Genomic DNA, 26394 nt, shown 5'->3' with positions numbered 1-26394 from the left:
GGGGTGTGGGGGGGGGGGGGGGGGGTGTACACCGCGGCGGGCGGGGGGGGGGGGGGGGGCCCTGTGGGGCGGGGGGGGGGGCCCGGCGCGCGGGCCACCCCCACAGGAAGGGAAAAGGGCTGGTTTCGCTCAGCTCAGCTGCAGGCGGTCGGCCAGGCCAGCGGCGGTGAAGGCGGCTTCCAGTTCGTCGCGGCCCTCGGTGAAGTGGGACCAACTGTCGAAGTGAACGGGCACCACGCGGCGGGCGCCGAGGATCCGGGTGGCCTCGGCGGCCTGGGCGCTGTCCAGGACGATCAGTCCGCCGTCGAAGATTTCGGCGAAGCGGGGCGCGCCGGCGAAGAGGATCGCGGTGTCGATGGGGGCGAAGCGATCGGCGATCTCCCTGACGGCGTCGAGGGAGGCGTTGTCGCCGCTGACGTAGACCGTGGGCAGGTTCTCGCCGGTCAGGACGAAGCCGATGACCTGTCCGGAGATCGGTTCGACTTCTTCGCGGGGGCCGGGCCCGTGGATGGCGGGGACGGCGGTCACCGTGAGCGTGCCGCCGCCGGCGCGGTCCAGCTGGATGGACTGCCAGTCGGCCAGTCCCTTGGCCTTCTGGCCGAGGCGTTCGCCGCCGCCGGTGGTGGTGAGGGTGAGCGGAATGTCGGCGAGTAGTGCACGGCCGGCGTTGTCGAGGTTGTCGTCGTGCTCGTCGTGGGAGAGCAGGACGACGTCGACGGAACCGAGGTCTTCGGGGGTGCCGGTGGAGGGGGCGGTCTTGGTCAGGGCCGGGGCTCCGGGGGGCGCCGGGTAGGAGCGGGGGGCGTCGAAGGTGGGGTCGGTCAGAAAGCGCAGGCCGCCGTACTCGAACAGGGCCGTGGGGCCACCGAAGACGCGGACGGGGAACTGCGTGGTCGCAGGGGAAGCGGACACCAAAACCTCACGGATAGATTTACTTGAACCGTGATTCGACTCTAAGCGGGCATCACGGATTAGAGCAAGTTCAACCGTGAGTCATGGTTGCGGGCAAGTCGTACCATGAGCGGTATGGAAGAGAGCGTCATCACCGAGTCCGGGCTGCCGCCGGCGCCGGGGGCCGAGCAGCACCCCTCGCTCGCCCTCGTCAACAGCGCCATCGCGCTACCGGGCGGGCACTACGTCGACCAGCTCGGCACGCCTGCCGGAGCCGACCAGTGGCTGACGCAGCAGGGCCTCACCCCCGTCGACGCGGGCATGCTCGACATGTGCGCCGCACAGCTGCGCTCCCTGCGCGAGCAGGTCCGGGCACTGTTCGCGTCCCGTGTCGCGGGACTCCCCGCCCTGCCCGCCGCCCTCGCCGCGATCAACGACGCCCTGACCCGCGTGCCCACCGCCCCGCTGCTGGCTTGGGACGACAAGACCGGCCCCTACCGCGCCATGCCCAACCCCACTTCGGAGCTCGTCGATCACGCCCTCGCGGCGCTGGCCGCCGATGCCGCCGACCTCCTCACCGGCCCCGAAGCGGAGCGCCTCACCGCCTGCGCCTCCACGCCCTGCAATCGCTACCTGCTCCGTCACGGCCGCCGCCATTGGTGCTCGACGCGCTGCGGCGACCGCGCCCGCGCCGCCCGCGCCTACGCCCGCCGCACCCAGCGCACGTAACGCCTCGACCGGAGGCTCCAGGGTGCCCCTCCGTACCTCCAGGCGATCCAGTCCGGCGACCTGGAGACGGTGGACAAGCTTCTCGACGACCACGTCGTATGGCACCAGCCGGGCGTCAACCAGTTCTCCGGTGTCCGTGAGGGGCGTGACGCCGTGTTCCAGATGCTCGGCGGGATGATGGAGGCCAGCCAGGGCTCGTTCGCCATCGACACGGTTCACGCTCTGATGGGCAACGGCGACATGGTCGCCGCCACCATCCACTTCACCGGCCGCCACGACCGGGGGTCGATGGCGATGGACGGTGTCGACCTGCTGCGTATCCAGGACGGCAGGATCGTCGAGGTGTGGCTGTTCTCCGGCGACCCCGCCACCGAGGACGCTTTCTGGGGCAAGTAGGCCGAGCGGAGATTGATCGTTGACCTGGCTCGACATCCTCCGGACGCTTGACCGGACCGGCGGATGCCGGGTGCAGGACATGGCCGAGGAATTCGCCATCACCGTCGGCGGCGCCAGCAAGGTGGTCGACCGGGTCGAGGCCGCCGGATACTGCACGCGCCGAGCCAATCCCGCCGACCGGCGCTCCTCCATCGTCGCGCTGACCTCCGCGGGAGAACAGATGCTCGGCAGGGCGCTGAGGATCTTCGAGGAGGAACTGCGCGACCGCTTCCGCCCCGCGCTCGACGACCACGAGGCGGAGCAACTCATCGCGACCCTCGCCAGACTGCGCACCGCCAACCGTGCGGCGGAAACAAGCCACGGAGGCGCGCAGTAGCCGGGCCGACCACCGCCTATGTGGTCGACGCTCGAAGTCCTTCGGGGTTGACGCTGAGGGAGTTCCTGTGCGAGTGGTGGCGTGGAACCCGACCGAAGGGCGAGTTGACCTTCAAGTTGGATGAACGTCGACAATCGGGGCCCTGGACGAACGGGAGCGGCTGCGGCGGCTCGCGGACGTCCGCGCCTACCCCGCCCCGACCGCGACCCGCGCCGAACGCGTCGCCCGCCGCTATCAAGTGCGCTGGCTGCTGCTGACGCGCTGGCACCCGGGGCCCGAGGAGGCGGTGGTGGTGGCGTGGAGCAGGCGGACGGGGGAGGTGTTGGCGCGGGTCGGATGAGATGCCGAGGTGGTGTGGGGTGTTACTCGATCACGAGGTCGACCTCGATGTTGCCCCGGGTGGCGTTGGAGTAGGGGCAGACCTGGTGGGCCTGCTCGACCAGTTTGCGGCCGGTCGCCTCGTCCACGGTGTCGGGCAGCTCGATGCGGAGGGCGACCTTGAGGCCGAAGCCCTCGCCCTGCTTGCCTATGCCGACCTCGGCGGTGATGGCGGCGTCGCTCACGTCGACCTTGGCCTGACGGCCGACGAGGCCGAGCGCGCTACCGAAGCAGGCGGCGTAACCGGCGGCGAACAGCTGCTCCGGGTTGGTGCCCTGCCCGTTGCCGCCCAGCTCCGCCGGTATGCCGAGCGCGAGGTCGATCTTGCCGTCGGAGGAGACGGCACGGCCCTCACCACCGTGGGTGGCGGTGGCGACAGCGGTGTAAAGCGCGTCCATGAAAATCCCTCTCAAGTCACGTTGCGGCGGCCCGATCGGGCCGCCGCATTACATTGATCCGCACCTGCCGGGGGCCGGGACGGGCACCGGGAGCTCGGTTGCGGCGGGTCGTTAGATGGACGGAGTCCATCCACTGCGGTCAGCCCAGGTGTCCCCAGTCCAGGCGGTCGGCGAGCCCCGCGGCGGTGAAAGCGGCCTGCAGGGCGTCTCGGCCCTCGGTGATGTGGGCCCAGCTGTCGTAGTGGACGGGGACCACCCGGCGGGCGCCGAGTATGCGAGTGGATTCGGCGGCCGTAGCGCTGTCGAGGACGAGGGGTGCGCCGCCGAAAAGACCTTCGAAGCGGGGTGCGCCGGCGAACAGGACGGCCGTGTCCACCGGCCCGAAACGGTCGGCCGTCTCCCTGACGGCGTCGAGGGAGGCGTTGTCGCCGCTGACGTAGACCGTGGGTAGTCCGTCACCGGTCAGGACGAAGCCGACGACCTGCCCGCTGAACGCCTCGACCTCCTGCCGCGGGCCGGGGCCGTGGACGGCGGGGACACCGGTCACAGTGACCGTGCCGCCGCCGGGCCGGTCCAGCTCGACCGACTCCCAGTCGGCCAGCCCCCTGGCGTTGCCTCCGAGAAGCTTGCCGCCATCAGGCGTGGTGAGGGTCAGCGGCACGTCGGCGAGCAGGGCGCGGCCGGAACGGTCGAGGTGGTCGGCGTGCTCGTGGGACAGCAGGACCACGTCGACGAGACCGAGTTCGGCGGGGCTGCCGGCGGAGGGGGCGGTCTTGGTCAGGACCGCGCCGCCCGGCGCCGGGTAGTCGCCGGGGGCGTCGAAGGTGGGGTCGGTGAGAAAGCGCAGGCCGCCGTACTCGAAGAGGGCGGTCGGGCCGCCGAAGACGCGGACGGGGAACTGGTCACTGGTCGTCTCGGCAGGAGTCACGGACGAAGGAGCGTGGAAGTAGTGGCCCCTGTTGAGATCTTCCAGGAGGCCGGGGTGGGTAGGCCGCCAGTCCAGCAGTTCCCGGGTCAGGGTGCTCGACGCCGAGACGTCGAGGTCGAGGAAGGGGCCCAGCCAGGTGAAGTGCTCGGAGGCGGCCTCGGGGGTCACGGCGGTGACCGGAACGTCCAGGTGACGGCCGATCACCTCCGCGATGTCGCGGATCGGGATGCCCTCCTCTGCAACACCGTGCAGCACCGATCCGGCGGGGGCCTTCTCGACGGCCAGGCGGAACAGCCGTGCGGCGTCGAGGCGGTGGACGGCCGGCCAGAGGTTGGCGCCGTCGCCGATGTGAGCGGAGACGCCCTTGGCTCGGGCGATGGCGACCAGGCCCGCCACGAAGCCGTGTTCTCCTTCGCCGTGGCAGCTCGGGGATACTCGTACCACGGATGAGCGCACACCGCGCGAGGCGAGTGCGAGTACCGCTCGTTCGGTGGCCATTCGGATCGACAGCGGTGAGCCGTCGATCATGGGCATGTCCCGCTCGGTCACCAGACGTCCCGGCTTGAAGCCGGCCAGGCCGGAGGCGACGACGAAGGGGCGGTCGCTGCCGGCCAGCGTGTCGGCGAAGGTGTCGACGGCGCGGCGATCGGCCTCGGAGGCGCCCTGGTAGTCGCCGCTGAAGCCGATGTCGTGCTTGAAGGCGAGGTGGATGACCGCGTCCGACGCGGCGGCCGCGTCCCGCAGGACGTCGAGGTCGTCGAGGGTGCCGCGGACGGCCTGTCCTCCGGCGGCGGTCAGGGCGGCGGCTGAGGCGTCGGACCGGGCGAGCCCGACGACCTGGTGCCCCGCGTCGATGAGTTCGGGAACGACGGCGGAGCCGATCCAGCCGGACGCGCCGGTCACAAAGATGCGCATGGGGATTCCAAACCGTTGATGTCAGTTCCTGTCATCGAAGGTAACACACGCGATGTCAGTCACTGTCATCGCGTACAATCTGCGCATGGGTAGATGGGAGCCGAACGCGCGCGGACGCCTGGCGAAAGCGGCGTTGGAGCTCTACAGCGAGCGCGGCTACGAGCAGACCACCGTGGCGGAGATCGCCAAACGGGCCGGGCTCACGGAGCGGACCTTCTTCCGGCACTACGCCGACAAGCGCGAGGTGCTGTTCGACGGCTCCGGCATCCTGAAGGAGCTGTTTGCGAGCGCAGTCGCCGGAGCTCCGGAATCCGCAGCGCCAATCGACTTGATAGCGGCCGGCCTTGAGGCGGTCTCCACCGCGTTCGTCGACCGTCGCGAGCACTTCCGCCGGCGACAGGCCGTCATCGTGGCCAACGCGGAACTCCAGGAGCGTGAGCTGATCAAGCTCGCCTCGATGTCAGCCGCGCTTGCCGACGCCCTGCGCGGACGTGGTGTTGCGGAGCCGGCCGCGAGCCTGACCGCCGAGGCTGGGATCGCCGTCTTCAAGGTTGGCTTCGAGCGATGGATCGCGGCGAACGAGAAACGCGAGATGTCGCAGTTGATGCGGGAATCGCTGGACGAGCTCAAGGCCGTGACCGCGGGCGGCTAGGACTTGCCCGGACGATCAAGTTCGCAGCCACGGGCCAGGTAGCCGCCGTACGCCTCGCCTATGAGCAGAAACGGCGCGTCCCCGATGGTGTCGTCGACGAGGTCCTGGACGGCGTCGAGCACGTCGTCCGAGCTTGCGATCGTTGGTGACGCAGGCGAGTTGCCCATGGCCGGCAGGTCCGGGTACAGCCGCCGGTACCCGGTGCGGGTGGTGAACACCGGTTCCAGGCAGCCGAGCATCAGGCGTGGTCAGGGGTCCATCCGTGCAGAGCCAGCACCGGGATTCCCTCGCCCCGCTCTGTGAAGTGCAACGTCACCGACGTACGGCGTGGCATCCGAATCGTTCTCCTTGCGTGGGGCCGATGTCCGTCCGTGCGGCCTGCCGCCGCGGGTCCCGCCCCTTTGGCGGCCGATGGGTCCGACTGGGGCGCGGTCACGTCTGCGCCTGTGCGGTGGGTGTGGCCGGCGGTCCGTAGATGTCCGGCCTGGGGTCGGTGAAGTCGTCGTGGTAGACGACCTCGTCGAAGCGCAGCCGCAGCCCGTGCTTGTCGAGCAGCGGTGCCACAATGGCGTCCAGTCGCTCGCGGTGGTTCTTGGTCCGGGCCTGGACGTATGACTCCTGTATCTCTTCCGGCTCGTCGGCCAGGACCTCGTCCATGCGCTCGCGGATGTAGCGCTTGAGGTTGATGTGCTCCATGTAGACCTCGCGTACGCCCGCCTCGACGAGCTGGCCGAACAGGTGGTCCAGCAGCCCGGGTCGGGTGGCGAAGTGGGGTAGCAGCGGTCCGACGAAGGCGAAGACGGGCACTCCGGCCTCACGAAGTTCGGCGAGGGTGCGCAGGCGGCGGGAGGAGAGCGGGGCGCGCACCTCCAGCCAGCGGCTGACCGTGTCGTCGGTGGTGGTCACCGTCATGCCGACCTCGGCCCGCGGCAGACTGGTCAACAGGTCGATGTCGCGGGTGACGACGGGCGACTTGGTCAGGATCCGGATAGTGCCCGGGTAGTCGACGGCATCCAGCTCGCGCAGGATGCCGCGGGTCAGACGGTACTGCGTCTCATGTCCCTGGTAGGGGTCGGTGACCGAGCTGAGCAGCATGGTGCCGCGGCGCTTGTGCTCGGGCATCTTCGCCAGTTCCTTGCTGGCGAGCTCGACCGCGTTCTTCTTGACGTACAGGTAGTTGCCCCACTCCTTCACCGGCTGCCCGAACTGCCGTCCGGCGAAGCTGGCGTAGCAGTAGGCGCAGCCCAGCACACAGCCCGTGTAGGGGTTGATGACGTAGTCGATCGACGGGATCTTCGACCGTTGGATCAGAGTCTTCGCTTCGATCTCGACCGGCTTCATGAGCTGGCGTTCCTCTCTCCGGCGGCCGATTACGGCTCGACTCGGAACATTCATCCACGGAAGTTGCTTCCATGGAATGTATATGCCTAGTCTGGGCGCGGCAACTCCGGAGCACGCCCGCCGAGCCCCGGCCGCGGCGTGCGGAGAGTGCCTGGACGTACTGCTTGTAGACGTAAAGGAGAGTTCGATGCCCGGTCCTGCCTTCAACTCCGTCGCCTGGTTCGAGATCGGCGCCGGCCGGCCGGAAGAGGTCAAGCGGTTCTACGGCCAGCTGTTCGACTGGAACTTCCAGCTCAACACCAACACGCCCGGCGTGAACTACCACGCCGTCGTCACGCCGGGTGCACAGCAGCCCACCGGTGGCGTGTGGGAGTCGGAGGGGAAGTTCCCCGACTACGCGGTCTTCTACGTCCTCGTCCAGGACGTCGCCGCGACCGTCCAGCGCGCCGAGCAACTGGGCGGCAAGGTGCTCATGGCGCCGATCACCGACACCGCGGGCCTCACCTTCGCCCGCCTGGAGGACAGCGCCGGCCACCACTTCGGAGTGTTCTCCGCACCCGCCCCGTGACACGTCTCCGCGCACAGCGGGCGGCACCGAGGTGCACCGTCCGTGGGCGGACCGGTCCAGTGGCCGACGACCTCGATTTCAGCCGTTGAACCACCACACATCCGGCGGCACAGCGCCTGCGGTGAACTGCGCTTCCTCCGCGGGGAAGCCGGAACATCCGGCTTCCCCACACCCTGGCGCCCGATCAGAAGAGGCAGACTCATGCACAGAATGACCGAACAGGAGTGGCGGGCCTTCGTCTCCCAGGGCACCCGCACCGGCAAGCTGTCAACCGTCAGGGCGGACGGCAGCCCGCATGTCACACCGGTGTGGTTCCTGCTGGACGGAGACGACGTGGTGTTCAACACCGAAAAGGACGGGGTCAAGGGCCGCAACCTGGCCCGGGACGGCCGGTTCGCGCTCTGCGTGGACCAAGACCAGCCTCCCTACGCCTTCGTCCTGCTCCAGGGCCGCACCGAGGTCTCCGACGACCTCGACGAGACACTGCAGTGGGCCGGTCGCCTCGGCGCCCGTTACATGGGCGAGGACCGCGCCGAGGATTACGCCGCCCGCAACGGCGGCCCGGGAAACCTCCTCGTCCGGGCCCGCATCGAGAAGGTCATCGCTTTCGCCGGCATAGCCGACTGATCCCACAGCCGACGCAGAGCACCAGACTCACCTCGATGCCGGAGCCCAATCGGCCTCCTCCTGTGCCCGCATCCCCAGCACCAGGCACCAGGCACCAGCGAGTTCTGGTTGCGCGACGGCTCCTGGCCGATGTTGACGACCGAGTACCGCTCGTGCAGCAGGCTCCGCGCACGGAGCGCCGCATCTCCAGCAGCTCCGGGAGAGGCGCGTGTGTACGGCCTCGATCACCCCGTCGGCCACCCACAGCTCGACGTGAACAGGTGTCCCCCCACTGGTGCGCGACCGAGTGCCACGCGGTGGCGTCGGGATTCCCGCGCTGCCACCAGCGGTGGCCCATGTCACTGCTTGGGGCGTGGCGCTTGCACGACCCGTCGCCGACAAGGCTGCGGCGCGATCATGCAAGGCCGGTATTCCTGCGGCGACCGGACTGCCCGAGGCGTTCAGCGCAACCCGGGCGCGTCCCTCCAAGCCGCTAACCAGCAGCCCGCGGCCTCGCGTTCAGGGAACGCCCGGCGGCCCGGAGCGTCCCGAGAAGCTCGGTCAGCTCTCGGATCGACCGCTCGGGAATCACCGAGCCGATCCGCAGCTGAAGCTCGTCCTCGAAGGCCTTCATGGCCCTGTCCACCAACCGCTGCCCCGCCGGCGTCAGTTCGACGATCGAGGAACGCCGGTCGTTCGGGTTGGCGCGCCGCGCGCAGTAGCCGGCCGTCTCCAGGCGGTCCACCACCTTGCTCGTGCCGCCCACCGTGATGGCGAACTCTTCCGCGATGTCCTGGATCCGCGGTCCGGGCCGCCGCACCAGCAAGTGCAGCACCTCGAACGAAGTCAGCGGCAGGTCGCACTCGGCACGGAGCCGTGCGTCGATGCCGGCCCAGAGCTCGGTCTCCAAGCGGACCAGCTCGTTGTACAGCAGCTTCAAGTCAGTCGACATTCACATTCCGAAGATTTATCTTCCTGGGATTTCACATCTTACGTCATACCTCCGGTGGACGCGCCGAACCTCGCTCGCACTTTCGGCCGCCCCGGAAACGGGCATGTGGGCGGACGTCCCGCGGGATCGTGGCGCGGACGATGGACGGGTCCCCGAAGCACAGTTCCCGTCAGGAGCCCTCTCGTGATCACCACACCCACCGCTCACCGTGCCACCGCGGTGGCCGCACGCGCCGCGGATCTGTCCAAGGTGTACGGACAGGGCGAGACCCGGGTGATCGCCCTGGACCACGTCACCGTGAACTTCCACCAGGGCGAGTACACCGCGATCATGGGGCCGTCGGGCTCGGGCAAGTCGACGCTGATGCACTGCGTGGCCGGTCTCGACACCTTCAGCGGCGGCTCGGTCCGCATCGGTGACACCGAGTTGGGCCCGCTCAAGGACAAGCAACTCACGCGGCTGCGGCGGGACAAGATCGGCTTCATCTTCCAGGCGTTCAATCTGCTGCCGACCCTGACGGCCCTGGAGAACATCACCCTCCCGATGGACATCGCGGGCCGCAGGCCCGACAAGGAGTGGCTGGGCAAGGTCATCGACATGGTGGGCCTGTCCGACCGGCTGGGTCACCGGCCTGCGCAGCTCTCGGGCGGCCAGCAGCAGCGCGTCGCCGTGGCCCGCGCGCTGGCCTCCCGGCCCGAGATCATCTTCGGTGACGAGCCGACCGGCAACCTGGACTCGCGCTCGGGCGCCCAGGTGCTGGGCTTCCTGCGCAACTCGGTACGGGAGTTGGGGCAGACCGTGGTGATGGTGACCCACGACCCGGTGGCCGCCTCCTACGCGGACCGGGTCATCTTCCTGGCGGACGGCCGGATCGTCGACGAGATGCTGCGTCCCACGGCGGACGGCGTGCTCGACCGCATGAAGGAGTTCGACGGCAGGGGCCGCACCAGCTGAGCCTCCCCGGGGCGCAGCGCCCCGCTCCCCACCCACCACCGGACACCCACCCCAGGACCCGCATCCCATGTTCCGTACCGCCCTGCGCAATGTGCTCGCGCACAAGGCCAGACTGCTGATGACCGTACTCGCCGTGATGCTCGGCGTGGCCTTCGTCTCCGGCACCCTGATCTTCACCGACACCCTCTCCCACGCCTTCCGCAAACAGTCGGCCAAGAGCTACGACGACGTCGCCGTCGCAGTCACCTCCTACGTCGACAGCGACACCGGACGGCAGACGGGCCTGTCCCAGCGGACCCTCGACAAGCTCGGCGACCTCGATGCGGTCGCCAGTGCCACCGGGCGAGTGAACGGCTTCGCCGGGGTCGCCGATCCCGACGGCAAGCTCATCGGCGCCGAGTGGTCCAACACGGGCTCCAACTTCGCCCCCGGCAAGGACGGCGAGGACCCCGCCTACGACTTCACCGACGGCTCCGGCCCCGTGCAGGACAACCAGGTTGCACTCGACAAGGACACCGCCGCCAAGGGCGAGTACGAGGTCGGCGACAAGGTACGCGTCGCCACGAACGGCCCGGTCAGGGAGTTCACGCTCACCGGCGTCTTCACCACCGACGACGGCGCCGTCAGCGCCGGCGGCAGCCTGGTCCTGTTCGACACCTCCCTCGCCCAGCGCCTCTACCTGAAGCCGGGCCACTACCAGGAAGTGACCATCACCGCCGCCCCCGGCGCCGACGACGAGAAGATCCTCGACGCGGTCAAGCCGCTGATCCCCGAGAACTCCGAGGCGAAGACGGGCGCCACGCTCGCCGATGAGCAGGCCAGGACAATCGAGGAGGACATGAGCACCTTCAACCAGATGCTGCTCGGCTTCGCCGGCATCGCACTGTTCGTGGGCGTGTTCCTGATCGCCAACACCTTCACCATGCTGGTCGCCCAGCGGACCAGGGAACTCGCGCTGATGCGCGCGGTGGGTGCCTCCCGCAGGCAGATCACCCGCTCGGTGCTGGCCGAGGCCGCTTTGGTCGGCCTGGTCGCTTCCGTGGTCGGTTTCGGACTCGGTGTCGCCCTGGCCTCCGGGCTGCGCTCGGGGATGGCAGCCTTCGACATGAAGGTGCCGGCCGGCCCCCTCATCATCGGTACGACACCCCTGATCACCGCGCTCGCCGTCGGCATCCTCGTCACCATGTTCGCCGCCTGGCTGCCCGGTCGCCGCGCCGGGAAGATCCCGCCGGTGGCGGCGATGAACAGCGTCCACGCCGCCCCGACCACCAAGTCGCTGCTCATACGCAACTCCGTCGGTGCCGCTTTCACCGCCCTCGGCGTCGCGCTGATCATGGCGGGTGCCGCGCTCGGTGAAAGTGGCCGGTTCATCGTCGGCGGCGGTGCGTTCTTCGCGCTGGTCGGCGTGATCGTGCTGATCCCGCTGCTGTCCCGCCCGGTCGTCGCCCTCGTACGGCCCCTCATCGTCCGTGCCTTCGGGGTGGCCGGCAAGCTGGCCGGGCAGAACGCGGTCCGCAACCCGCGCCGTACCGGTGCCACCGCCTCCGCCTTGGCCATCGGCCTGACGCTGGTCACCGGCCTGTCGGTACTGGGCGTCTCGATGGGCACGACACTGGACAAGGCGACGACGGACCAACTCAGGGCCGACTACACGATCAAGATGGCCAGCGGCAACAGCCTGGACCGGTCCGCGGTGGCAGCCCTGGCCAAGGCTCCGGGGGTCTCGGCTCTCTCGCCGGACCAGTCCGCGACCGTCCGCATCAAGGGCGAATTCCAGCCGGCGTCGGGCGTCAGGCCGGGGGACATCGGGCGGGTACTCGACATCGATGTGGTGAGCGGTTCCCTTAGCTCGCTCGGTAAGGGGCAGATGGCGGTCGACGAGAAGACGGCCACCGAGCAGGGCTGGAAGGTCGGCGCCACCGTGCCGGTCACGTTCGACGACGGCAAGAAGGGCTCATTGAAGGTCGGCGCCGTCTACGAGGAGGGGACGGTCCTCTCCTCGGTGCTGGTGGACACGAAGGTCATCACCCCGCACGAGGCGAAGCCGTACATCTCCCGGATCTACGTGAAGACGGACGGTGGCCCGAGCGACGCGAACGAGAAGGCACTGATCAACGCCCTCGGCAAGAACCCGGCGATCAGTGTCATGGACCAGAAGGACATCCGCGACGAACTCGGCGGCACCGTCAACATGATGCTGAACATCATGTACGGCCTGCTGGCGATGGCGCTGCTGATCGCGGTGCTCGGTGTGGTCAACACCCTGGCCATGTCGGTCTTCGAACGACAGCAGGAGATCGGCATGCTGCGCGCGATCGGCCTGGACCGCCCCCGGGTCAAGCGGATGATCCGCCTGGAGGCCGTGGTCATCTCCGTCTTCGGCGCGGCGATCGGCATCACCCTCGGCTCGTTCCTGGGCTGGGCGCTGGGCCAGACCCTCGGCATGAATGGCTTCGCGCTGGTCATCCCGTGGGGCCGGATCGGGATCTACCTGGTCCTGGCCGCGCTGGTAGGCGTCCTGGCCGCGATGTGGCCGGCCCGCAGTGCCGCGAAGCTCAACATGCTCAACGCCATCAAGGCCGAGTAGGCCCGTCGCCGGTCCGCCGAGTTCCCAACGTCGGGGAACCCGGCGGACCGCTTGCGCAGGTGGACGAGACCAAGGGGTCAGTGCTGGGCGTCGTAGGTTTCGCGGGCCACGAGCACCTCGGCGATGTGTGCCTCGGCCCACTGGCCCAGCGCTTGCAAGGGCGCGTGCAGGGTGTGCCCGAGAGCGGTGAGTTCGTACTCGACCCTGGGCGGGATCTCGGCGTAGGCGTGGCGTGTGACGAGTCCGTCGCGTTCCAGGTCGCGCAGGGTGTCGGTGAGGACTTTCGCGCTGATCCCGTCGACCTTGGCGCGCAGGTCACCGAAGCGCATGCTGCCGGAGCCGAGTGCGATGACGATCAAAGCGGTCCACTTGTTGGCGATCCGCGCCAGCGACGTACGTGACGGACACGTCGCCGTGAGGACATTGAATTTCGAGGAGGTCAAGTGACAGCGGAACCGACGCTCAGGCGCCGTTCCAGAAGGCGTCCTCGTCCTGCTGGATGTCGGAGAACAGCCACACCTCGGCGATCTTGTCGCCCTCGACCCTCAGTACGTCGACGCCGTCCATCGACAGCTCGACGCCCGCGCGCTTGGCCGAGAAGTGCACGGGAATCGTGAACAGGGCACCGTTGACCATGGGCGCACCGGTCACCGCCAGCTCGAAGGTCCCCTCAGTGATGGTCATCGTGGCCCCGAGCACCTTGTTGACCTCACCCACACCGCGGTAGGTACCGGAGATGCGGTTGTCGCCCGGCTGGTGCCACACGATGTCCTCGGAGAACAGAGCCGCGACCGCACCGAAGTCCTTGGCGGCTACAGCGTCGACGTACCGGCGGGCGACAGAGAGCGTGGTGGAATCCATGGCAGTTCTTCTCCTTCGATCGGTTCCTTTTGCCTGGTGCCACCTATACTCACCATCGGTAACCAGTCACCTCAAGGTAACCAATGGAGGTGCATGACGCATGTCACAACACCCTGCTTTCGACGTGCTCACGGCGACGTGTCCGTCACGTACGTCGCTGGCGCGGATCGCCAACAAGTGGACCGCCATGATCGTCATCGCGCTCGCCTCCGGCCGTATGCGCTTCGGTGACCTGCGCGCCAAGGTCGACGGGATCAGCGCGAAAGTCCTCACCGACACCCTGCGCGACCTGGAGCGCGACGGACTCGTCACACGCCACGCCTACGCCGAGATCCCGCCCAGGGTCGAGTACGAACTCACCGCTCTCGGGCACACCCTGCACGCGCCCTTGCAGGCGCTGGGCCAGTGGGCCGAGGCACACATCGCCGAGGTGCTCGTGGCCCGCGAAACCTACGACACCCAGCACTGACGTCTCCAGGTCGGGCGCGCCGGGAGGCTCCTATGCGACCAACTCCCGGATTTCCAGAGCGAGGTGGAAGTCCAGCTGATCGCGCCGCCGGTGCGGGTCGCGGCCGGTGACCTCGGCGATCCGGTGACTGTCAGCTTCAGATTCAGCTCGTTGCCGAGGAAGGCCCGCAGGACCGGCGGGAGTTCCGTACGGGGGTGTGCCAGGTCGTGGGCGTCCAGCGGAGCGAGCACCGCTTCCGCGAAGCCAGCTCGGGCCGGGCCGACGGGTCGACGTGCCGAAGCAGTTCGGCGATCCCGCCCAGGTCGGAGATGTGCAGCAGCGGCACGCCGCGGTCACCGGCCTGACGGCAGGCGAGCCGGGGCTGCCGTAGGCCGGTGAGGACGCGTTCATGCGGCAGGCGGTGGCTGACCGCGGCGCGCCATCCCCGGACGTGGGCTACCGGATCGAAGGAAGCGTCCCCGGGAGGATCGACGACCAACGCGACCACCCAGGGTCGTTGCCTGCGGCGATCACCGAACGTCCGCTACTGACCCTCGGTCATCCTCTGCAGGCGTCTGCCTTCCGCATCCGGGGCCCGGCCGAGCTTCAGCGGCCCCAGAACTCGTCCTCGGCCGCCTGGTCACCGGAGAACAGCCACATCTCGACGATCTTGCCGTCCTTGATGCGCAGGAGGTCCACGCCGTCCATGCTCATCGACGCACCGTCGCGGCGGCCGGCGAAGTGAATGGTGGCCGTCACCATGTCGCCGTTGCCCATGACTGCGTGGATGGCGTCGATGGCGAAGGTGCCCTGGCTGGTCTCCATCATCCCGCCGAGCATCGCGAAGACGGCGTCGCGCCCCTTCTGCTCGCCCGAGAACTTGTTGGAGCCGGGCTGGTGCCAGACGATCCCCTCGTCGAGGAGCTCCCCCACCTTGGCGAAGTCGCCCTGCTGCACGGCCTGGAAGTACTCACGGGCAATGTCGACGTTCTTACCGCTCATCACGATCGCTCCCTACGGGTTCGGCTTCTTCCTGGTGACGCCAATCCTCACGATCGGTAACCAGTCACCTCAACGTAACTAACGGAAGGATGTGATGCATGCCACAACACGACCTTCGACACTGCATGAGCGAAGTCGAACCCGAAACCGGGCCTCACGGTACAGGTTGCTATCAACCGTGACACAGCCGGGCATGCATGGCCTGGGCGGCCAGTGGAACGGTCTCGCCGGGCGGCACGCTCCAGATCGTCATGCACGCCGACTGGCCGTCGTGGCAGACGGAGCCGCCGGTCAAGGTGGCGTTCCCGACACTGGAGAGTGTGCTCGACCAGCTCGCGCTGCCGAAGGCCGACTGGACCGTGGAGACACGGGAGAACGGTGCGCCCGGTGAGCCTGTCACCCGAGGGGGGCGAGGGCTTCCACGACGACAACAACTGGAGGTTGCGCCGCCTCGGCGCCTGACCTCCAGCAGCGGAGGACCAAGTCACGTGACCTGCGCCACAATTCTTCATTGGTTACGTTGAAGTGACTGGTTACCGATGGTGAGTATTGGCTTCAGCAGGACGAACTCAAGACAACGAGGAGACCAGCCATGGAGCAGCCCACCATCAACCTCTCCGTCGCCCGCCAGTATGGCGAAGCGGTGGCCGCCGGGGACTTCGCCACTGTCGTGGGCCTGTTCGCCGACGACGTCGTGTGGCACCAGCCCGGTGCCAATCAGTTCTCCGGCACCCACCGCGGCGCCGCGGCGATCAGCGAGATGTTCGGCGGCATGATGACCGCCACCGAGGGCACGTTCGAACTCGAGTTGACCGGCGCACCGATGGCGAACGGCGCGCTGGTCGCGACCCCCGTCCGCTTCTCGGCAAAGCGCGACGGGGCGGTGATGTCGATCAACGGAGTCGACGTGATCCGGGTCGAGGACGGGCGGATCGCGGAGGTCTGGCTCTTCTCTGCCGGACAAGGCGACGAGGACGCCTTCTGGGGCACCGCCTGACCGCTCCCTCCCCCGACTCAGGTCGGCGGGAGTCGACGCCGCAGTAGCCGCCCGACTTTCGGGACGCGCAGCCCTTATAGGTAGCCGGTCGAGATCACCGCCGCCGCCCGTGAGGCCGACCTGCCGCCGGAGAGCGCGACGAGCGTTCACCGCGTCGTGCAGGAGGCTCTGACCAACGTACGACGGATTCGGTCTCGTGGGACTGAGCGAGCGCGTCGAGACCGTGGGCGGCACCTTCGACGCCGGCCCCAGTCCCGATGGCGGCTGGCGAGTGCGGGCGGACTTCCACACGGACAGCCATGGCAAGATCGACCCTGTGAGCGGTTCCATCACGCGCATCCTCCTCGCCGACGACCAGCCCCTGGTCCGGATGGGTTTCCGGCTGATCCTCGACGCCGAGCCCGACCTGGAAGTGGTGGGCGAAGCCGCCGACGGAGCCATGTGCGTCGAACTCGCGCGTCGGCTGCGCCCCGACGTGTGCGTCGTCGACATCCGCATGCCCACCCTGGACGGCCTCGACGTCACACGAGCCCTCGCCGGCCCGGGTGTCCCCGACCCCCTACGCGTCGTCCTGGTCACGACCTTCGACCAGGACGACTACGTCCACACCGCCCTGCGCAACGGCGCCTGCGGCTTCATCCTGAAGGACGCCTCCCCCAGCCTGCTGATCGAGGCCGTAAGGGCAGCGGCCCGCGGCGACGCCCTGATCTCCCCGGGGGTCACCGTCCGGCTGCTGAAGCACCTCCACACCACGACCCCCTCACCCGCGTCGCACCCCCTCAGCGAGCGGGAACTGGACGTGGTCCGCCGGGTCGCGGTCGGCCGCACCAATCAGGAGATCTGCGACGAGCTGCGGCTGTCCCTGTCCACGGTCAAGACCCACCTGACCAACGTCCAGACCAAGCTGAACGTCCGCAACCGCGTCGAGCTCGCCGCGTGGGCCTGGGAGCACGGCATCACGGGGACGGGCTGACCACAGTCACCATCGGCCGCGCTCCCAGCGGTGTCCAGCCTACGTGCGGCGCCTTGCCGCGATCAGCTCGTTCGCGTGGTGCTGGTCGACTGTCTCGGGTGGCACGAACGCCCGGGGCGGCGGGGCCGTCGCGGGGTCGACGCGTTCGACGTCGACGAGGGTGGTTCCCGCCGTTGACCCCTGTGCCAGCCGCGAGGTGCCGATGTCAGCCGTGAGCACGTTCGGGTTGCCGTGGCGATCGAGGGAGCCGGGCACACCCGGTTCCTCGGGATCGAACCAGGCGCCGGTCGCCAGGACGACGACCTGTGGGCGGACCTCGTCGGTGACGACCGCTCCGGCGAGACAGGCGCCGCGGTCGTTCCACAACCGGACGATGTCGCCCGAGGCGATACCCCGTTCCGCCGCGTCCCGCGGGTTGATCAGGACCGGTTCGCGGTCGGCGACCTTGCCCGCACGGCTGTGTGAGCCGTTGTCGTACTGGCTGTGCAACCGACGGCTGGGCTGGTTGGACACCAACTGCAGGGGGAGGCGCTCGCCGGGGGGAGCGCCGAGCCACTCACGTGGTTCCAGCCATACCGGGTGGCCGGGGCAGTCCTCGTAGCCGAAGCCTGCGATCGTCTCCGAGGTGATCTCCACCTTACCGGACGGTGTGTCGAACGGGTGCCGTTCGGGGTCCTCCCGCAGCAGTGTGAAGCTGCCGTACGTCGCGTCCACCGGGGGCGGCAGCTTCGCCTGGCCGCGCTCCCAGAACTCGTCGAACGGCGGGAGCTCGGTGACCTCCACCAGCCCGGCGCGGGTCCGTTCGTAGAGTTCGCGCACCCAGTCACGCGCGTCGCGCCCCTCGGTGAACTGCTCGGCGAAGCCCAGCCGCTTCGCCAGTTCGCTGAAGGTCTCGTAGTCGGGGCCCACGCCCGGAGGCGGGTCGACGGCGCGATGCATGGCGGTGATCGTCAAATCGAGTGTGCCGCCGCCGAAGTCCTCCCGTTCCAGCGGTGTGGCGGCCGGGAACACGATGTCGGCGTAGCGGGCGTTCGCGTTCCACCACGGCTCGTTGACGATGACGGTGTCCGGACGCTGCCACGCCTGCACGAGGCGGTGGAGATCCTGATGGTGATGGAACGGGTTGCCGCCGGCCCAGTACACGAGCCGGATGTCGGGATAGCGCAGCGACTGCCCGTTGTACTCGAACGGTTCGCCGGGCTGCAGGAGCATGTCGGCGACGCGAGCGACCGGGATGAAACTCGTGACCGCGTTCGCGCCCTGGAGCAGTGCTGCCTTCTTGTGCGAGCCCCGACGCACACCGAGCTGGGAGATCCCGAGTCCGGCGGCGAAGCCACCGCCGGGACGGCCGAGAGATCCGGAGATCGCCGACAGCACGACGGCCATCCAGTGGGCCTGTTCGCCGTGGTCCATTCGCTGGACGGACCAGCTGGCGTTGATCACAGTGCGGGAGGTGGCGATCTGCAGCGCCAGCGACCGGATCACGTCCGCGGGAATCTCGGTGATCTCCGACGCCCACGCCGCGTCCTTGGCGACGCCGTCGCTGTGTCCGAGCAGATAGGCGGCGAACGGTTCGAAGCCCACGCAGCAGCGCTCGAGGAAGTCGCGGTCGTGCCGGTCGGCGGCGACGATCTCGTGGGCCAGGCCGAGCATCAGCGCGACGTCGGTGCCCGGTCGGATGGGCAGCCAGTCCGCGCCCAGTGTCTCGGCCATGTCCGCGCGCAGCGGTGACACGTTGACGAACCGCACGCCCGCGGCGCGGCACCGCTGTTGCAGCCCGGCGGCGGAATGGTCGGCGACGCCGCCCTGATCGATCGCGGCGTTCTTGCGGGCCATGCCGCCGAAGCTCACCACCAGCTCACCGTGGGCGGCGATCTCCTCGTAGGTCGGGCACCGGCTCATGAAGCTCATCGGGTGGCCGCCGATGACGTGGGGCAGAATCACCTCCAGCGCACCGGCGCTGTAGCTGTTCACCGAGTCGGTGTAGCCGCCGGCCATCCGCATGAACCGGTGGATCTGGCTCTGCGCGTGATGAAACCGGCCGGCGCTGGACCAGCCGTAGGAACCCGCGTAGATCGCCTCGTTGCCGAACGAACCGCGCACTCGCTCGATCTCCGCCGCCGCCAGATCGAGCGCGACATCGAACGGCACCGGCACAAAACGGTCTCTGCCCCGCCCGCCGTGCGCCGGTCCCGGACCTCCGGCAAGCCACCCCTCCCGCACCATCGGCTGCTTGATGCGCAGCGGGTCGTTATGGGCGCTGGCTATGCCTTGCCCGATGAGTGAGGGGTTGCTGTCCTCCGTGGACGGCTCCAACGCAACGATGCGCCCGTCCTTACTGACAACCGTGTAGTTGCCCCAGTGGAAGGTAGTTGGTGTTCGTCGTGCCATCGCGGAACTCCCGGTGGTGATGGACATGGACAGTGCTGCGCCCGGTCGCCGTCCTTACGGGATGCGTCAGATGACGTTCACCGCTGTCTCGTCGTGGGCGTGGGCGCCGGTGGCGCCGCCCCCGGCCGAGACGCTGCGCAACGCCCGGCCGATGCCGTGGCTGCCGCCAGGTAACCAGCGCGACCTTTCCCTCAAGTGTGCGTGTGAGCAGGGCTGTTGGCCACCGCCCAATTTGTTGAGCGATAGCTCAACAAAGAAGGTAGCATGCCTTTTTGAGCGAGCGATCTAAAATGGACGAGTGACTGACATGCGCGCGAAGCGAGGGCGGCCGAGAGCGTTCGACCGCGCCGCGGCACTGTCCGCAGCCACCCGTCTGTTCTGGGAACGCGGCTACGAAGCCACCTCCGTCGGCGAGCTGACCGAGGCGATGGGTATCAGGCCCGGCAGCCTGTACGCAGCCTTCGGCGACAAGAAGTCTCTGTTCAAGGAAGCGGTGCACAGTTATCGGCGCTCACCCGTGGGCGCATTCATGGACGTTGCCCTCGAGGAGGAACCCACCGCCCGCGCCGCGTTCACCCGCGTCCTGCGTGAGGCAGCGGTCATCTACCCCGACCCCGCCCACCCGGCGGGATGCCTGACGATCAGCGCAGCCACCAACGTCACCCCACAGGATGCCGAGGTGGAGGTCTTCCTCCGCAACCTGCGCAACGAGAACTTGGCCGTCTTCGAAGCCCGCCTACGGTTGGCGCAACGGGTCGGCGAGCTCTCCGATGCAGCCAACCCCCGTGCGCTGGCGGCATACTTCGCCACGGTCATCCAGGGCATGTCGCAGCGCGCCCGCGATGGCGCTGAGGCGGCCGAGCTCATCGAAATCGCCGAACTGGCACTGGCTGCGTGGCCCGCGTCGCGACGCTGATCCCCACGCATCAACAAGATCGGTCCCCGCTGCCATTGCCCGCCCTGATCGGAGTATGGACAGGAGGAGAGCCGTTCCCTTGCGGACCACGCGGGCAGGTGGCCCCTGCCCGCCAGGGGGCAGTGCTCAGGGTGCCTGGCCAGCGCAGGTGCGGGCTGCCGTGGGCGACGAGCCGGTGGGTGTCCTCCAGGTGACTCACTGGAGTGCCAGTGCGCCGGCGGTGTGGGGGTACACCCCGGAGGAGACGGACGGCCTGGTCTCGGCCCGCGATCGCGACATCGATGAGGGGCTCGACGCATTGCGACGCGCCCTTGTCCAGTCGGCCTCCTCGCTCTCGAGAACAGTGTGGATCCGCATGCCGTCGACGACCAGCCGTACTGCCGCGTCCGTCCTCGGCCGCCGGGCCGGTACGAGCGCCCGGCATCGGCCCGCAGGCCGACACTTTCCTCGGCCGCACGTCTTTACGCTTCGATACATGGAACCCGATTCACCGCTCTCCCCGACAGTCCAGCGGCTGCTGACCTGCCTGCTCGTCGCCGGCCTGGCCCTGCTGTGGCTGTTGGACATGGTGAGCTCCGACCCGGGAGACTGGCCGTTCCGGCCGGTCATGCTGGCCTTCGGCACGCTCACCGCCCTGGCTCTGCTCCTGCCCGACCGCGGCCCCGGCCCCGGGACGCGGGCCGGCGCCGCAGCCGCGGGTTCGCTGGTGATCACCGTGTGGCACCTCGTCCTCGCTCCGCAGGAGTACGAGTGGGGGAAGGTGGAGACCCTGGCTCTGCTGGGCCTGCTCGTGCGCACCACCCGCCGCATTGAGCGGCCCGCCGCCGCGGTGGCCCTGTCGGCGGCCCTCGCCGCCGCGGTGATCGTCCTGCCGCTGCGCACCGGCACGAAGAGCGAGATTCTCTGGTCCTCCTTCCTGCTGACCTTCGCCGTCGGCGGGGCCGTGGGCCTGGGCTGCTACCTGCGTCTGCTGGACGCCCGCCGGGCCCGGGCCGTGACAGCCGTGCGGCAGAACGAGCGCATGGAACTCGCCCGCGACCTGCACGACTTCGTCGCCCACCACGTCACCGGCATCATCGTGCACGCCAATGCCGCGCTGATGATTCAGGAGACCTCGCCGGAGCAGGTCAAACCCCTGCTGGAGGGGATTTCGCGCGCCGGTGGGGAAACCCTGGACTCCATGCGCCGCCTGGTGCGGGTGCTGCGCGAGGACGATCACCAGGTGGCACGCCCGGGCGAGCTGCTGGGTGAGCTGGGCCGTCTGGTCTCCGCCTTCTGCGGGCACGGCACCGAGGCGAGGCTGGAGATCGACGAAGCCGTGCACACGGTCCGGCTGGCTCCGGAGGTGGAGACCTCCGTTCACCGCGTGGTGCAGGAGGCACTGACGAACGTACGCCGCCATGCTCCCGGCGCGGACGTGGCGGTCCGCCTCGACCTCGACCGGCAGACCGCGGGCGATCGACTGCGGGTGGAGGTGCGCAACACCGCCCCGGCGGCACGCTCCACCGTCCCCACAGGCGGCCGGGGCGGGTTCGGTCTCGTCGGGCTGCGCGAACGCGTGGAGGCCGTGGAAGGCTCCCTCGCCACCGGGCGGACCCAAGACGGCGGATGGCGCGTGACCGCCGCATTCCCGGTCCGGGACGCTGTGGAAGGATCACCCGCATGAGCGGCACGAACGCAGCGAGCGGAGCGAGCGGCGGGGCCAGAACGAGGGTGCTGATCGCGGACGACCAGGAGATGGTCCGCACCGGCTTCCGGCTGATCCTGGGCACCCAGCCCGACCTGGAGGTCATCGGCGAGGCCGGGGACGGCGCCGCGTGCGTCGAACTCGCCCGCCGACTGCGCCCGGACGTCAGCCTCGTCGACATCCGCATGCCCAAGCTGGACGGCCTGGAGGTCACCCGCGCCCTGGCCGGACCGGGCATCACCGACCCCCTGCGCGTCGTCGTGGTCACCACCTTCGACCAGGACGACTACGCCTACACAGCACTGCGCAACGGCGCCTGCGGCTTCCTCCTCAAGGACGCCGCCTCCAACCTGCTGATCGAGGCCGTACGGTCCGCTGCCCGCGGCGACGCTCTGGTCTCCCCCGCCGTCACCGTCCGGCTGCTCAAGCACCTCGCCGGACAGCAGCCGGCGCCCGCCGCTCCCCACCCGCTCACCGAGCGGGAGCTCGACGTCGTACGACTGCTCGCGGTCGGGCGCACCAACCAGGAGATCTGCGACGAGCTGTACCTGTCCCTGGGCACCGTCAAGACCCACCTGGCCAACATCAAGGACAAGCTCAACGTCCGCAACCGCGTCGAGATCGCCGCCTGGGCCTGGGACACCGGCACCGTCCGCGAACGACCCCCCGCCTGACCGGTGGGTCGGCCTGCGGGCTGACCCCGACCACCCCCTTTCGGCCGACAGGCCGAAGCAGCGCCATCGCCGCCCGGGCCACTCTCCTGGGGACAGCTCCACTGGAGCAGAAGCAGACGTATCCCCGAGGAGAGACCGTGAAGTACATCGCCGTGTCCCTGGCGACGGCCGCCACTGTGGTCGTCGGCGGCCTGGCCGTCGTGGCCGTACCCCGGCTTCTGAGTACGGAGTCGACCAGCACAGTGGGCACTACTGCGAATGTGGCCCGGGCCGAGGTCGAGAAGAAGGTCCGCGAGAACTACGCCCTGCCACTCGTCCAGGAGAAGCCGAAGGCAGTGAGCTGCCCCGGAGACCTCAAGGCCCGGAAGAACGCTACGGTCGAGTGCACGGTGACGCGCGCGGACGGCAAGGAACAGCGCATCGCCGTATCCGTTACCAAGGTCGACGGCAGCGAGATCTCATACGACTACGTGGAGCTGGCCGACCAGGGCGCGTGACCGTGCCGCGAGTGTAGTCGCGGCGCCCCTTCTACCCGAAGGGCAGCGAGAGCTCCACACGGAGTGCTGTGGTGAACTCCCGGGCAATATTCACAGGTCGCACTTGACGTAGAGCATTCACCAGCGAAAACCTTGGACTGACCGTGACCCGGGGGACCTTGGTGAAAGACGGGAATTCGGGATGCGTGGTGGCAGTGTCGCTGTGATAGGCGGCAGTGTAGCGGGGTGTGCGACGGCGCTGGCAGCGGTGCGCGGTGGCGCCAAGAAGGTCGTGATCTTCGAGCGGGCGGCGGGTGAACTCAAGGAACGTGGCATGGGTTTGGTCATGCAAACCGATCGCTACGTCGAGCTTGAGGCCGCCGGGTATGTGGGCGAGTCGGTGGCGTGGGCGCCGATCGACGGTCGGGTATGGGAAGTCCGCGATGGTGCTGCGGAGTTGGGGCGGTTCATTGCGGTGCAGCCGTTCTCCTTCCGGGCCTACTCCTGGGGTTCGCTGTGGAGCGAGCTGCGGCGTCGTGTGCCGGAGGGGGTGGAGTACCGGACCGGGTCGGCTGTCGCCGCCGTGGAGGCCGACGGCCAGCGGGCGACCATAGTGCGGGCCGATGGGGAGCGGGAGCGCTTCGACGTGGTGGTCGGGGCGGACGGGTACCGTTCCGTGGTCCGCCAGACGATGTTCCCCGGGTTGCAGCCCTCGTACGCGGGTTACCTCGCCTGGCGCGGTGCCTCGCGCGGACTGCCGGCGAGCGGGGCGGGGGCCGCCGAGCGTCTCTCCTGGACGCACCTGCACTACGTCGTGTTCCCCGGCGGCCACTGCGTGATCTACCGCATCCCGGACGGCGCCGGCGGATACCGCGTCAACTGGGTGCTCTACGCCACCCCGCCCGAGCATCTGGCCCTCCCCATGGACCTGCAGACGCCGTCGTCGCTGCCGCCGGGGCGCCTGACCACGGAGCTCAGCGAGTTCGCGCGGGAACTGGTGGCCAAGCACTTCCCGCCGTACTGGGCGGAGTGCGTGTTGCGGACGCCGCGGGAGGAGAGCCTGGTCCAGCCGATCTACGACGTGGAGGTGCCGCACTACGCGCAGGGGCGACTGCTGCTGGCGGGGGACGCCGCCTCCGTGGCACGGCCGCACACCGGCGCAGGCGCCGTCAAGGCGCTGCAGGACGCGCTCGTGCTGGAGAACGCCTGGCGGAAGGCGGAGAGCTGGGACGAGGCCCTGACCGCGTACGACGCCGACCGCGCCGCCGTAGGCTCCGCCATGGTCCGGCTCGGGCAGCAGATGGGGCTGACTCACGTCGTGGACACGCCCGACTGGGCCACGATGACCGAGGCGGAACTCAACGTCTGGTGGCTGGAGAAGAACCAGGCTTCGGACAAACGGAGCGGCCTCGGCGGGCATGCACTCAAGCGCGACTGATCGCTGAAGCGTGGCCGACTGGCAGCGGACGAGGCGGTGGTGATCGCGTCGTGGAGCACCGGCGGGGTCCCTACGAACGGCGGTGCCGTTCAGCCGGGCGGTGACCCGTTCGGAGGCGGTCAGAGGCTGTCGGCAAGTCCGCTGCGAGTGCCGCGCTGCGGAGCCCAGCACGGCGAAGCCCTCCAACGGGAGGAGGTGTTGGTCGGCGCGTGGGCCTGCCGGACGAGCAAGGACCAAGGGACCGGATCGTCGATCTGATCTTCCTCGGCCTCGCCACCTGCCTCATCACTCACCGCCACGTCCAACGCCGTTGTCAGGACCTCTAACGCCGCCGCGGACTCCCCGGCCGGCTACGGCCTCAGTTGACCTGCAGTCGGCGTACGGCCTGACCGCCGGCAGCTCCGGCAGTGACCATCGCCCTCGGCGACGCCCACGACCCAGGGCAGAGGCGACGGCACACACGGAGCGCGCGGCGTCCAGCGGCTCCTGCATGCCGGCCACCATGCAGGCGAAGCCAGTGCTGCGCCAACCGGCACACCGCGTCATTCCGAAGAAACGCGAAACTCGAATTCGGGACGGTCCCACGGCACGGCGGGCGGGTTCGCAAACGCGGTCCCGGTCCGCACCGCACCAACGCGGTGGTAGAAGTCCTCGGCGGGAAGATGCGACACGACCATGACACGGTCGAGCCCGGCGGCACGGGCCTCGGACCGCATGTGCGCCACGAGCAGCCGTCCAATACCCCGTCCTTGCACTTCGTCGGCAACGAACAGCAGGTCGAGCTCCGGTGGAGCAAGGACGAGCGAGTAGAACCCGAGGACCCGGCCTCCGGGCTCGTCGGCGCCGACGGCCACAAAGACGCGGTGGGCCTTGATGTAATCAGGACCGACCCGGTAGCCCGCGACTGCGGCTGCGTACTTCCCCGCGTAGGCACCTGAGCCACGCACGAGCCGCGTGAGCCGTTTGGCATCCCCCGCGACGGCCCTCCGTATCGCGATCGGCTGGCTGATCGGGGAAGTGCGTGAACTCATCGGGAGAGTATTTCGCACCGGGGAGTGCCTTCGTGCGGCGGGTCTGCTGCTCGGGCAGGCGTTCCTGCACCGCTCCCGGGAACCGCTCGCTCAGGCCCCGAGATGCCCGAGTTCAACGGAGCGTAGTCAGCACCAAGTCAGCACGGGACATGGTGGCCACACGCATAGCCAGCCCCCCTCGAACTATGTTGCCCCGCCACATGTGCGCCTGACCTGCGGATTCCTACGGTATGGCGACACGAAACCGTCCCCGCCAACTGCCAGGAAGTGGTGCCGATGCCCTCCCCCGCGACCGCTCCCCCACCCCCCGCCAGCCTCAAGCGCATCGTCACGGCAAGCCACATCGGCACCACCATCGAGTGGTACGACAACTCATTCGATCGGGGCCAGGACCTCCGGTTTTCTATGATTCCGGCCCTCGAAGTCAGCACGGAACCAGTACGGGGTTGGCGGCGTGCTGACTCGGTGCTGGCGGCCTGCGTCTCAGCACGCTCCATTGGGCCCGGTCGGCATCCGCGCACGGTTGCTCAGTGTCACCAGCGGCTTGAGCTGACAGTGATATACCGACGGCTCCAGCCACAGCTGCCTCGGCGCGCTACTGGCGCGGTGGGAGTCCCGCGTCGTCCTGGAGCAGTTGCCGGAGCGCTTCCCCGAACGGCGGCTCGCTCCCGGCTATCACCGTGAGCCCGGTCCGGGCCTGGTCATGGTCCGCCGCCCGGCTCGGCTCGACGTCGTGCTCTGATCTGAGCAGGGCTTCTCCCGAGGACGGCGCCGTGCTCATCGGCTGACGGCGCGCTCGGCAAGCCGGAAGACCGTCGTCCGCCATGAG

29 protein-coding genes and 2 pseudogenes are annotated in these 26394 nt (G+C 69.0%); 17 read left to right on the top strand and 14 right to left on the bottom strand.

Translation table 11 applies throughout. The annotated features are described in order from the left end of the window. Positions 1-129 precede the first annotated feature (129 nt). Positions 130-912 carry an MBL fold metallo-hydrolase gene (locus ACZ3I3_RS20300; RefSeq protein ID WP_467366917.1) on the bottom strand — a complete coding sequence of 261 codons (783 nt, stop codon included), beginning with the start codon at positions 910-912 and terminating at the stop codon, positions 130-132. A gap of 114 nt (positions 913-1026) precedes the next feature. Here ACZ3I3_RS20300 and ACZ3I3_RS20295 point away from each other — a divergent pair, with 114 nt between their 5' ends. From ACZ3I3_RS20295 to ACZ3I3_RS20280, 4 genes and pseudogenes are all read left to right on the top strand, one after another. Continuing rightward, complete coding sequence (locus ACZ3I3_RS20295) at positions 1027-1620, top strand: CGNR zinc finger domain-containing protein (protein WP_467366915.1); 594 nt, start codon at positions 1027-1029, stop codon at positions 1618-1620. A 45-nt stretch (positions 1621-1665) separates the two neighbouring features. Then, on the top strand, positions 1666-2016 hold the full coding sequence (locus tag ACZ3I3_RS20290) for a nuclear transport factor 2 family protein (protein WP_467366946.1): 351 nt from the start codon (positions 1666-1668) through the stop codon (positions 2014-2016). A gap of 19 nt (positions 2017-2035) precedes the next feature. Further along, positions 2036-2392, top strand: coding sequence for a MarR family winged helix-turn-helix transcriptional regulator (locus tag ACZ3I3_RS20285; protein WP_467366913.1), 357 nt, complete (start codon positions 2036-2038; stop codon positions 2390-2392). Positions 2393-2531: 139 nt separating this feature from the next. Beyond that, a pseudogene (locus ACZ3I3_RS20280) lies at positions 2532-2732 on the top strand (hypothetical protein); the annotation flags it as partial. A 22-nt stretch (positions 2733-2754) separates the two neighbouring features. Here the strand turns inward: ACZ3I3_RS20280 and ACZ3I3_RS20275 are convergent. The 3 genes and pseudogenes from ACZ3I3_RS20275 to ACZ3I3_RS20265 all read right to left on the bottom strand — a co-directional run. Then, positions 2755-3168: an organic hydroperoxide resistance protein gene (locus tag ACZ3I3_RS20275; RefSeq protein ID WP_467366911.1), complete on the bottom strand. Its 414-nt coding sequence runs from the start codon at positions 3166-3168 to the stop codon at positions 2755-2757. Positions 3169-3307: 139 nt separating this feature from the next. Continuing rightward, positions 3308-4096: an MBL fold metallo-hydrolase gene (locus ACZ3I3_RS20270; RefSeq protein WP_467366944.1), complete on the bottom strand. Its 789-nt coding sequence runs from the start codon at positions 4094-4096 to the stop codon at positions 3308-3310. Then, positions 4097-5011, bottom strand: a pseudogene (locus tag ACZ3I3_RS20265) (SDR family oxidoreductase); the annotation flags it as partial. It abuts the gene before it with no gap. A gap of 85 nt (positions 5012-5096) precedes the next feature. Between ACZ3I3_RS20265 and ACZ3I3_RS20260 the strand changes: the two are divergent. Continuing rightward, the gene (locus tag ACZ3I3_RS20260) at positions 5097-5663 is read left to right on the top strand and encodes a TetR/AcrR family transcriptional regulator (protein ID WP_467366909.1); all 567 of its coding nucleotides are present in this window, start codon (positions 5097-5099) and stop codon (positions 5661-5663) included. On the opposite strand, the gene ACZ3I3_RS20255 is transcribed toward ACZ3I3_RS20260, so the two are convergent. Both ACZ3I3_RS20255 and ACZ3I3_RS20250 read right to left on the bottom strand, forming a co-directional pair. Then, positions 5660-5902: an alpha/beta fold hydrolase gene (locus ACZ3I3_RS20255; RefSeq protein WP_467366907.1), complete on the bottom strand. Its 243-nt coding sequence runs from the start codon at positions 5900-5902 to the stop codon at positions 5660-5662. The genes ACZ3I3_RS20260 and ACZ3I3_RS20255 overlap by 4 nt on opposite strands. A gap of 193 nt (positions 5903-6095) precedes the next feature. Next, positions 6096-7004, bottom strand: a complete 909-nt coding sequence (locus ACZ3I3_RS20250) for a radical SAM protein (RefSeq protein WP_467366905.1) — start codon at positions 7002-7004, stop codon at positions 6096-6098. A 187-nt stretch (positions 7005-7191) separates the two neighbouring features. Between ACZ3I3_RS20250 and ACZ3I3_RS20245 the strand changes: the two genes are divergently transcribed. Further along, on the top strand, positions 7192-7572 hold the full coding sequence (locus ACZ3I3_RS20245; RefSeq protein ID WP_467366903.1) for a VOC family protein: 381 nt from the start codon (positions 7192-7194) through the stop codon (positions 7570-7572). 201 nt (positions 7573-7773) lie between these two features. Continuing rightward, complete coding sequence (locus ACZ3I3_RS20240) at positions 7774-8199, top strand: PPOX class F420-dependent oxidoreductase (protein WP_467366901.1); 426 nt, start codon at positions 7774-7776, stop codon at positions 8197-8199. Between the two features lie 472 nt (positions 8200-8671). Here ACZ3I3_RS20240 and ACZ3I3_RS20235 read toward each other — a convergent pair whose 3' ends face one another. Next, positions 8672-9130 carry a MarR family winged helix-turn-helix transcriptional regulator gene (locus ACZ3I3_RS20235; RefSeq protein WP_467366899.1) on the bottom strand — a complete coding sequence of 153 codons (459 nt, stop codon included), beginning with the start codon at positions 9128-9130 and terminating at the stop codon, positions 8672-8674. A gap of 183 nt (positions 9131-9313) precedes the next feature. Here ACZ3I3_RS20235 and ACZ3I3_RS20230 point away from each other — a divergent pair, with 183 nt between their 5' ends. Both ACZ3I3_RS20230 and ACZ3I3_RS20225 read left to right on the top strand, forming a co-directional pair. Beyond that, positions 9314-10084: an ABC transporter ATP-binding protein gene (locus ACZ3I3_RS20230; RefSeq protein ID WP_467366898.1), complete on the top strand. Its 771-nt coding sequence runs from the start codon at positions 9314-9316 to the stop codon at positions 10082-10084. 67 nt (positions 10085-10151) lie between these two features. After that, entirely contained in the window at positions 10152-12671 is a 2520-nt protein-coding gene (locus tag ACZ3I3_RS20225; RefSeq protein ID WP_467366896.1) for an ABC transporter permease, read from the top strand. A gap of 77 nt (positions 12672-12748) precedes the next feature. Here ACZ3I3_RS20225 and ACZ3I3_RS20220 read toward each other — a convergent pair whose 3' ends face one another. Next, positions 12749-13114 carry a winged helix-turn-helix transcriptional regulator gene (locus tag ACZ3I3_RS20220; protein ID WP_467366894.1) on the bottom strand — a complete coding sequence of 122 codons (366 nt, stop codon included), beginning with the start codon at positions 13112-13114 and terminating at the stop codon, positions 12749-12751. Between the two features lie 19 nt (positions 13115-13133). Next, positions 13134-13532, bottom strand: a complete 399-nt coding sequence (locus ACZ3I3_RS20215) for a nuclear transport factor 2 family protein (protein ID WP_467366892.1) — start codon at positions 13530-13532, stop codon at positions 13134-13136. 100 nt (positions 13533-13632) lie between these two features. On the opposite strand from ACZ3I3_RS20215, the gene ACZ3I3_RS20210 reads away from it, so the two are divergent. After that, entirely contained in the window at positions 13633-14001 is a 369-nt protein-coding gene (locus ACZ3I3_RS20210) for a winged helix-turn-helix transcriptional regulator (protein WP_467366891.1), read from the top strand. A 142-nt stretch (positions 14002-14143) separates the two neighbouring features. Here ACZ3I3_RS20210 and ACZ3I3_RS20205 read toward each other — a convergent pair whose 3' ends face one another. Together ACZ3I3_RS20205 and ACZ3I3_RS20200 are read right to left on the bottom strand one after the other, a co-directional pair. Continuing rightward, positions 14144-14488 (bottom strand): hypothetical protein, encoded by a 345-nt coding sequence (locus tag ACZ3I3_RS20205; RefSeq protein WP_467366889.1) that lies wholly within the window; start codon positions 14486-14488, stop codon positions 14144-14146. 98 nt (positions 14489-14586) lie between these two features. Further along, positions 14587-14982, bottom strand: coding sequence for a nuclear transport factor 2 family protein (locus ACZ3I3_RS20200; protein ID WP_467366887.1), 396 nt, complete (start codon positions 14980-14982; stop codon positions 14587-14589). Positions 14983-15574: 592 nt separating this feature from the next. Between ACZ3I3_RS20200 and ACZ3I3_RS20195 the strand changes: the two genes are divergently transcribed. Beyond that, entirely contained in the window at positions 15575-15979 is a 405-nt protein-coding gene (locus tag ACZ3I3_RS20195) for a nuclear transport factor 2 family protein (RefSeq protein WP_467366885.1), read from the top strand. 328 nt (positions 15980-16307) lie between these two features. Further along, a complete protein-coding gene (locus tag ACZ3I3_RS20190) occupies positions 16308-16952 on the top strand; it encodes a response regulator (RefSeq protein ID WP_467366942.1) in 645 nt (214 codons plus the stop codon). A gap of 39 nt (positions 16953-16991) precedes the next feature. On the opposite strand, the gene ACZ3I3_RS20185 is transcribed toward ACZ3I3_RS20190, so the two are convergent. Next, positions 16992-19343, bottom strand: a complete 2352-nt coding sequence (locus ACZ3I3_RS20185; RefSeq protein ID WP_467366883.1) for a molybdopterin-dependent oxidoreductase — start codon at positions 19341-19343, stop codon at positions 16992-16994. A gap of 307 nt (positions 19344-19650) precedes the next feature. Between ACZ3I3_RS20185 and ACZ3I3_RS20180 the strand changes: the two genes are divergently transcribed. The 5 genes from ACZ3I3_RS20180 to ACZ3I3_RS20160 all read left to right on the top strand — a co-directional run bounded on the left by ACZ3I3_RS20180 (position 19651) and on the right by ACZ3I3_RS20160 (position 24534). Then, positions 19651-20259: a TetR/AcrR family transcriptional regulator gene (locus ACZ3I3_RS20180; RefSeq protein ID WP_467366940.1), complete on the top strand. Its 609-nt coding sequence runs from the start codon at positions 19651-19653 to the stop codon at positions 20257-20259. Positions 20260-20734: 475 nt separating this feature from the next. Next, positions 20735-21925, top strand: coding sequence for a sensor histidine kinase (locus ACZ3I3_RS20175; protein ID WP_467366881.1), 1191 nt, complete (start codon positions 20735-20737; stop codon positions 21923-21925). Then, complete coding sequence (locus tag ACZ3I3_RS20170; protein WP_467366879.1) at positions 21922-22620, top strand: response regulator; 699 nt, start codon at positions 21922-21924, stop codon at positions 22618-22620. Before ACZ3I3_RS20175 ends, ACZ3I3_RS20170 begins: the two co-directional genes overlap by 4 nt. Positions 22621-22757: 137 nt before the next feature. Next, entirely contained in the window at positions 22758-23117 is a 360-nt protein-coding gene (locus ACZ3I3_RS20165) for a DUF4333 domain-containing protein (RefSeq protein WP_467366877.1), read from the top strand. A gap of 181 nt (positions 23118-23298) precedes the next feature. After that, complete coding sequence (locus ACZ3I3_RS20160; protein ID WP_467366875.1) at positions 23299-24534, top strand: FAD-dependent monooxygenase; 1236 nt, start codon at positions 23299-23301, stop codon at positions 24532-24534. A 542-nt stretch (positions 24535-25076) separates the two neighbouring features. Here ACZ3I3_RS20160 and ACZ3I3_RS20155 read toward each other — a convergent pair. After that, on the bottom strand, positions 25077-25565 hold the full coding sequence (locus ACZ3I3_RS20155; RefSeq protein WP_467366874.1) for a GNAT family N-acetyltransferase: 489 nt from the start codon (positions 25563-25565) through the stop codon (positions 25077-25079). Between the two features lie 595 nt (positions 25566-26160). Continuing rightward, positions 26161-26346 (bottom strand): hypothetical protein, encoded by a 186-nt coding sequence (locus tag ACZ3I3_RS20150; protein WP_467366872.1) that lies wholly within the window; start codon positions 26344-26346, stop codon positions 26161-26163. Positions 26347-26394 lie beyond the last annotated feature (48 nt).

The sequence above is a fragment of the Streptomyces sp. NPDC016851 genome, assembly GCF_055562795.1.
Note: the sequence above shows the minus strand (reverse complement) of the source record. Positions and strands in the feature narration are given on the sequence as shown.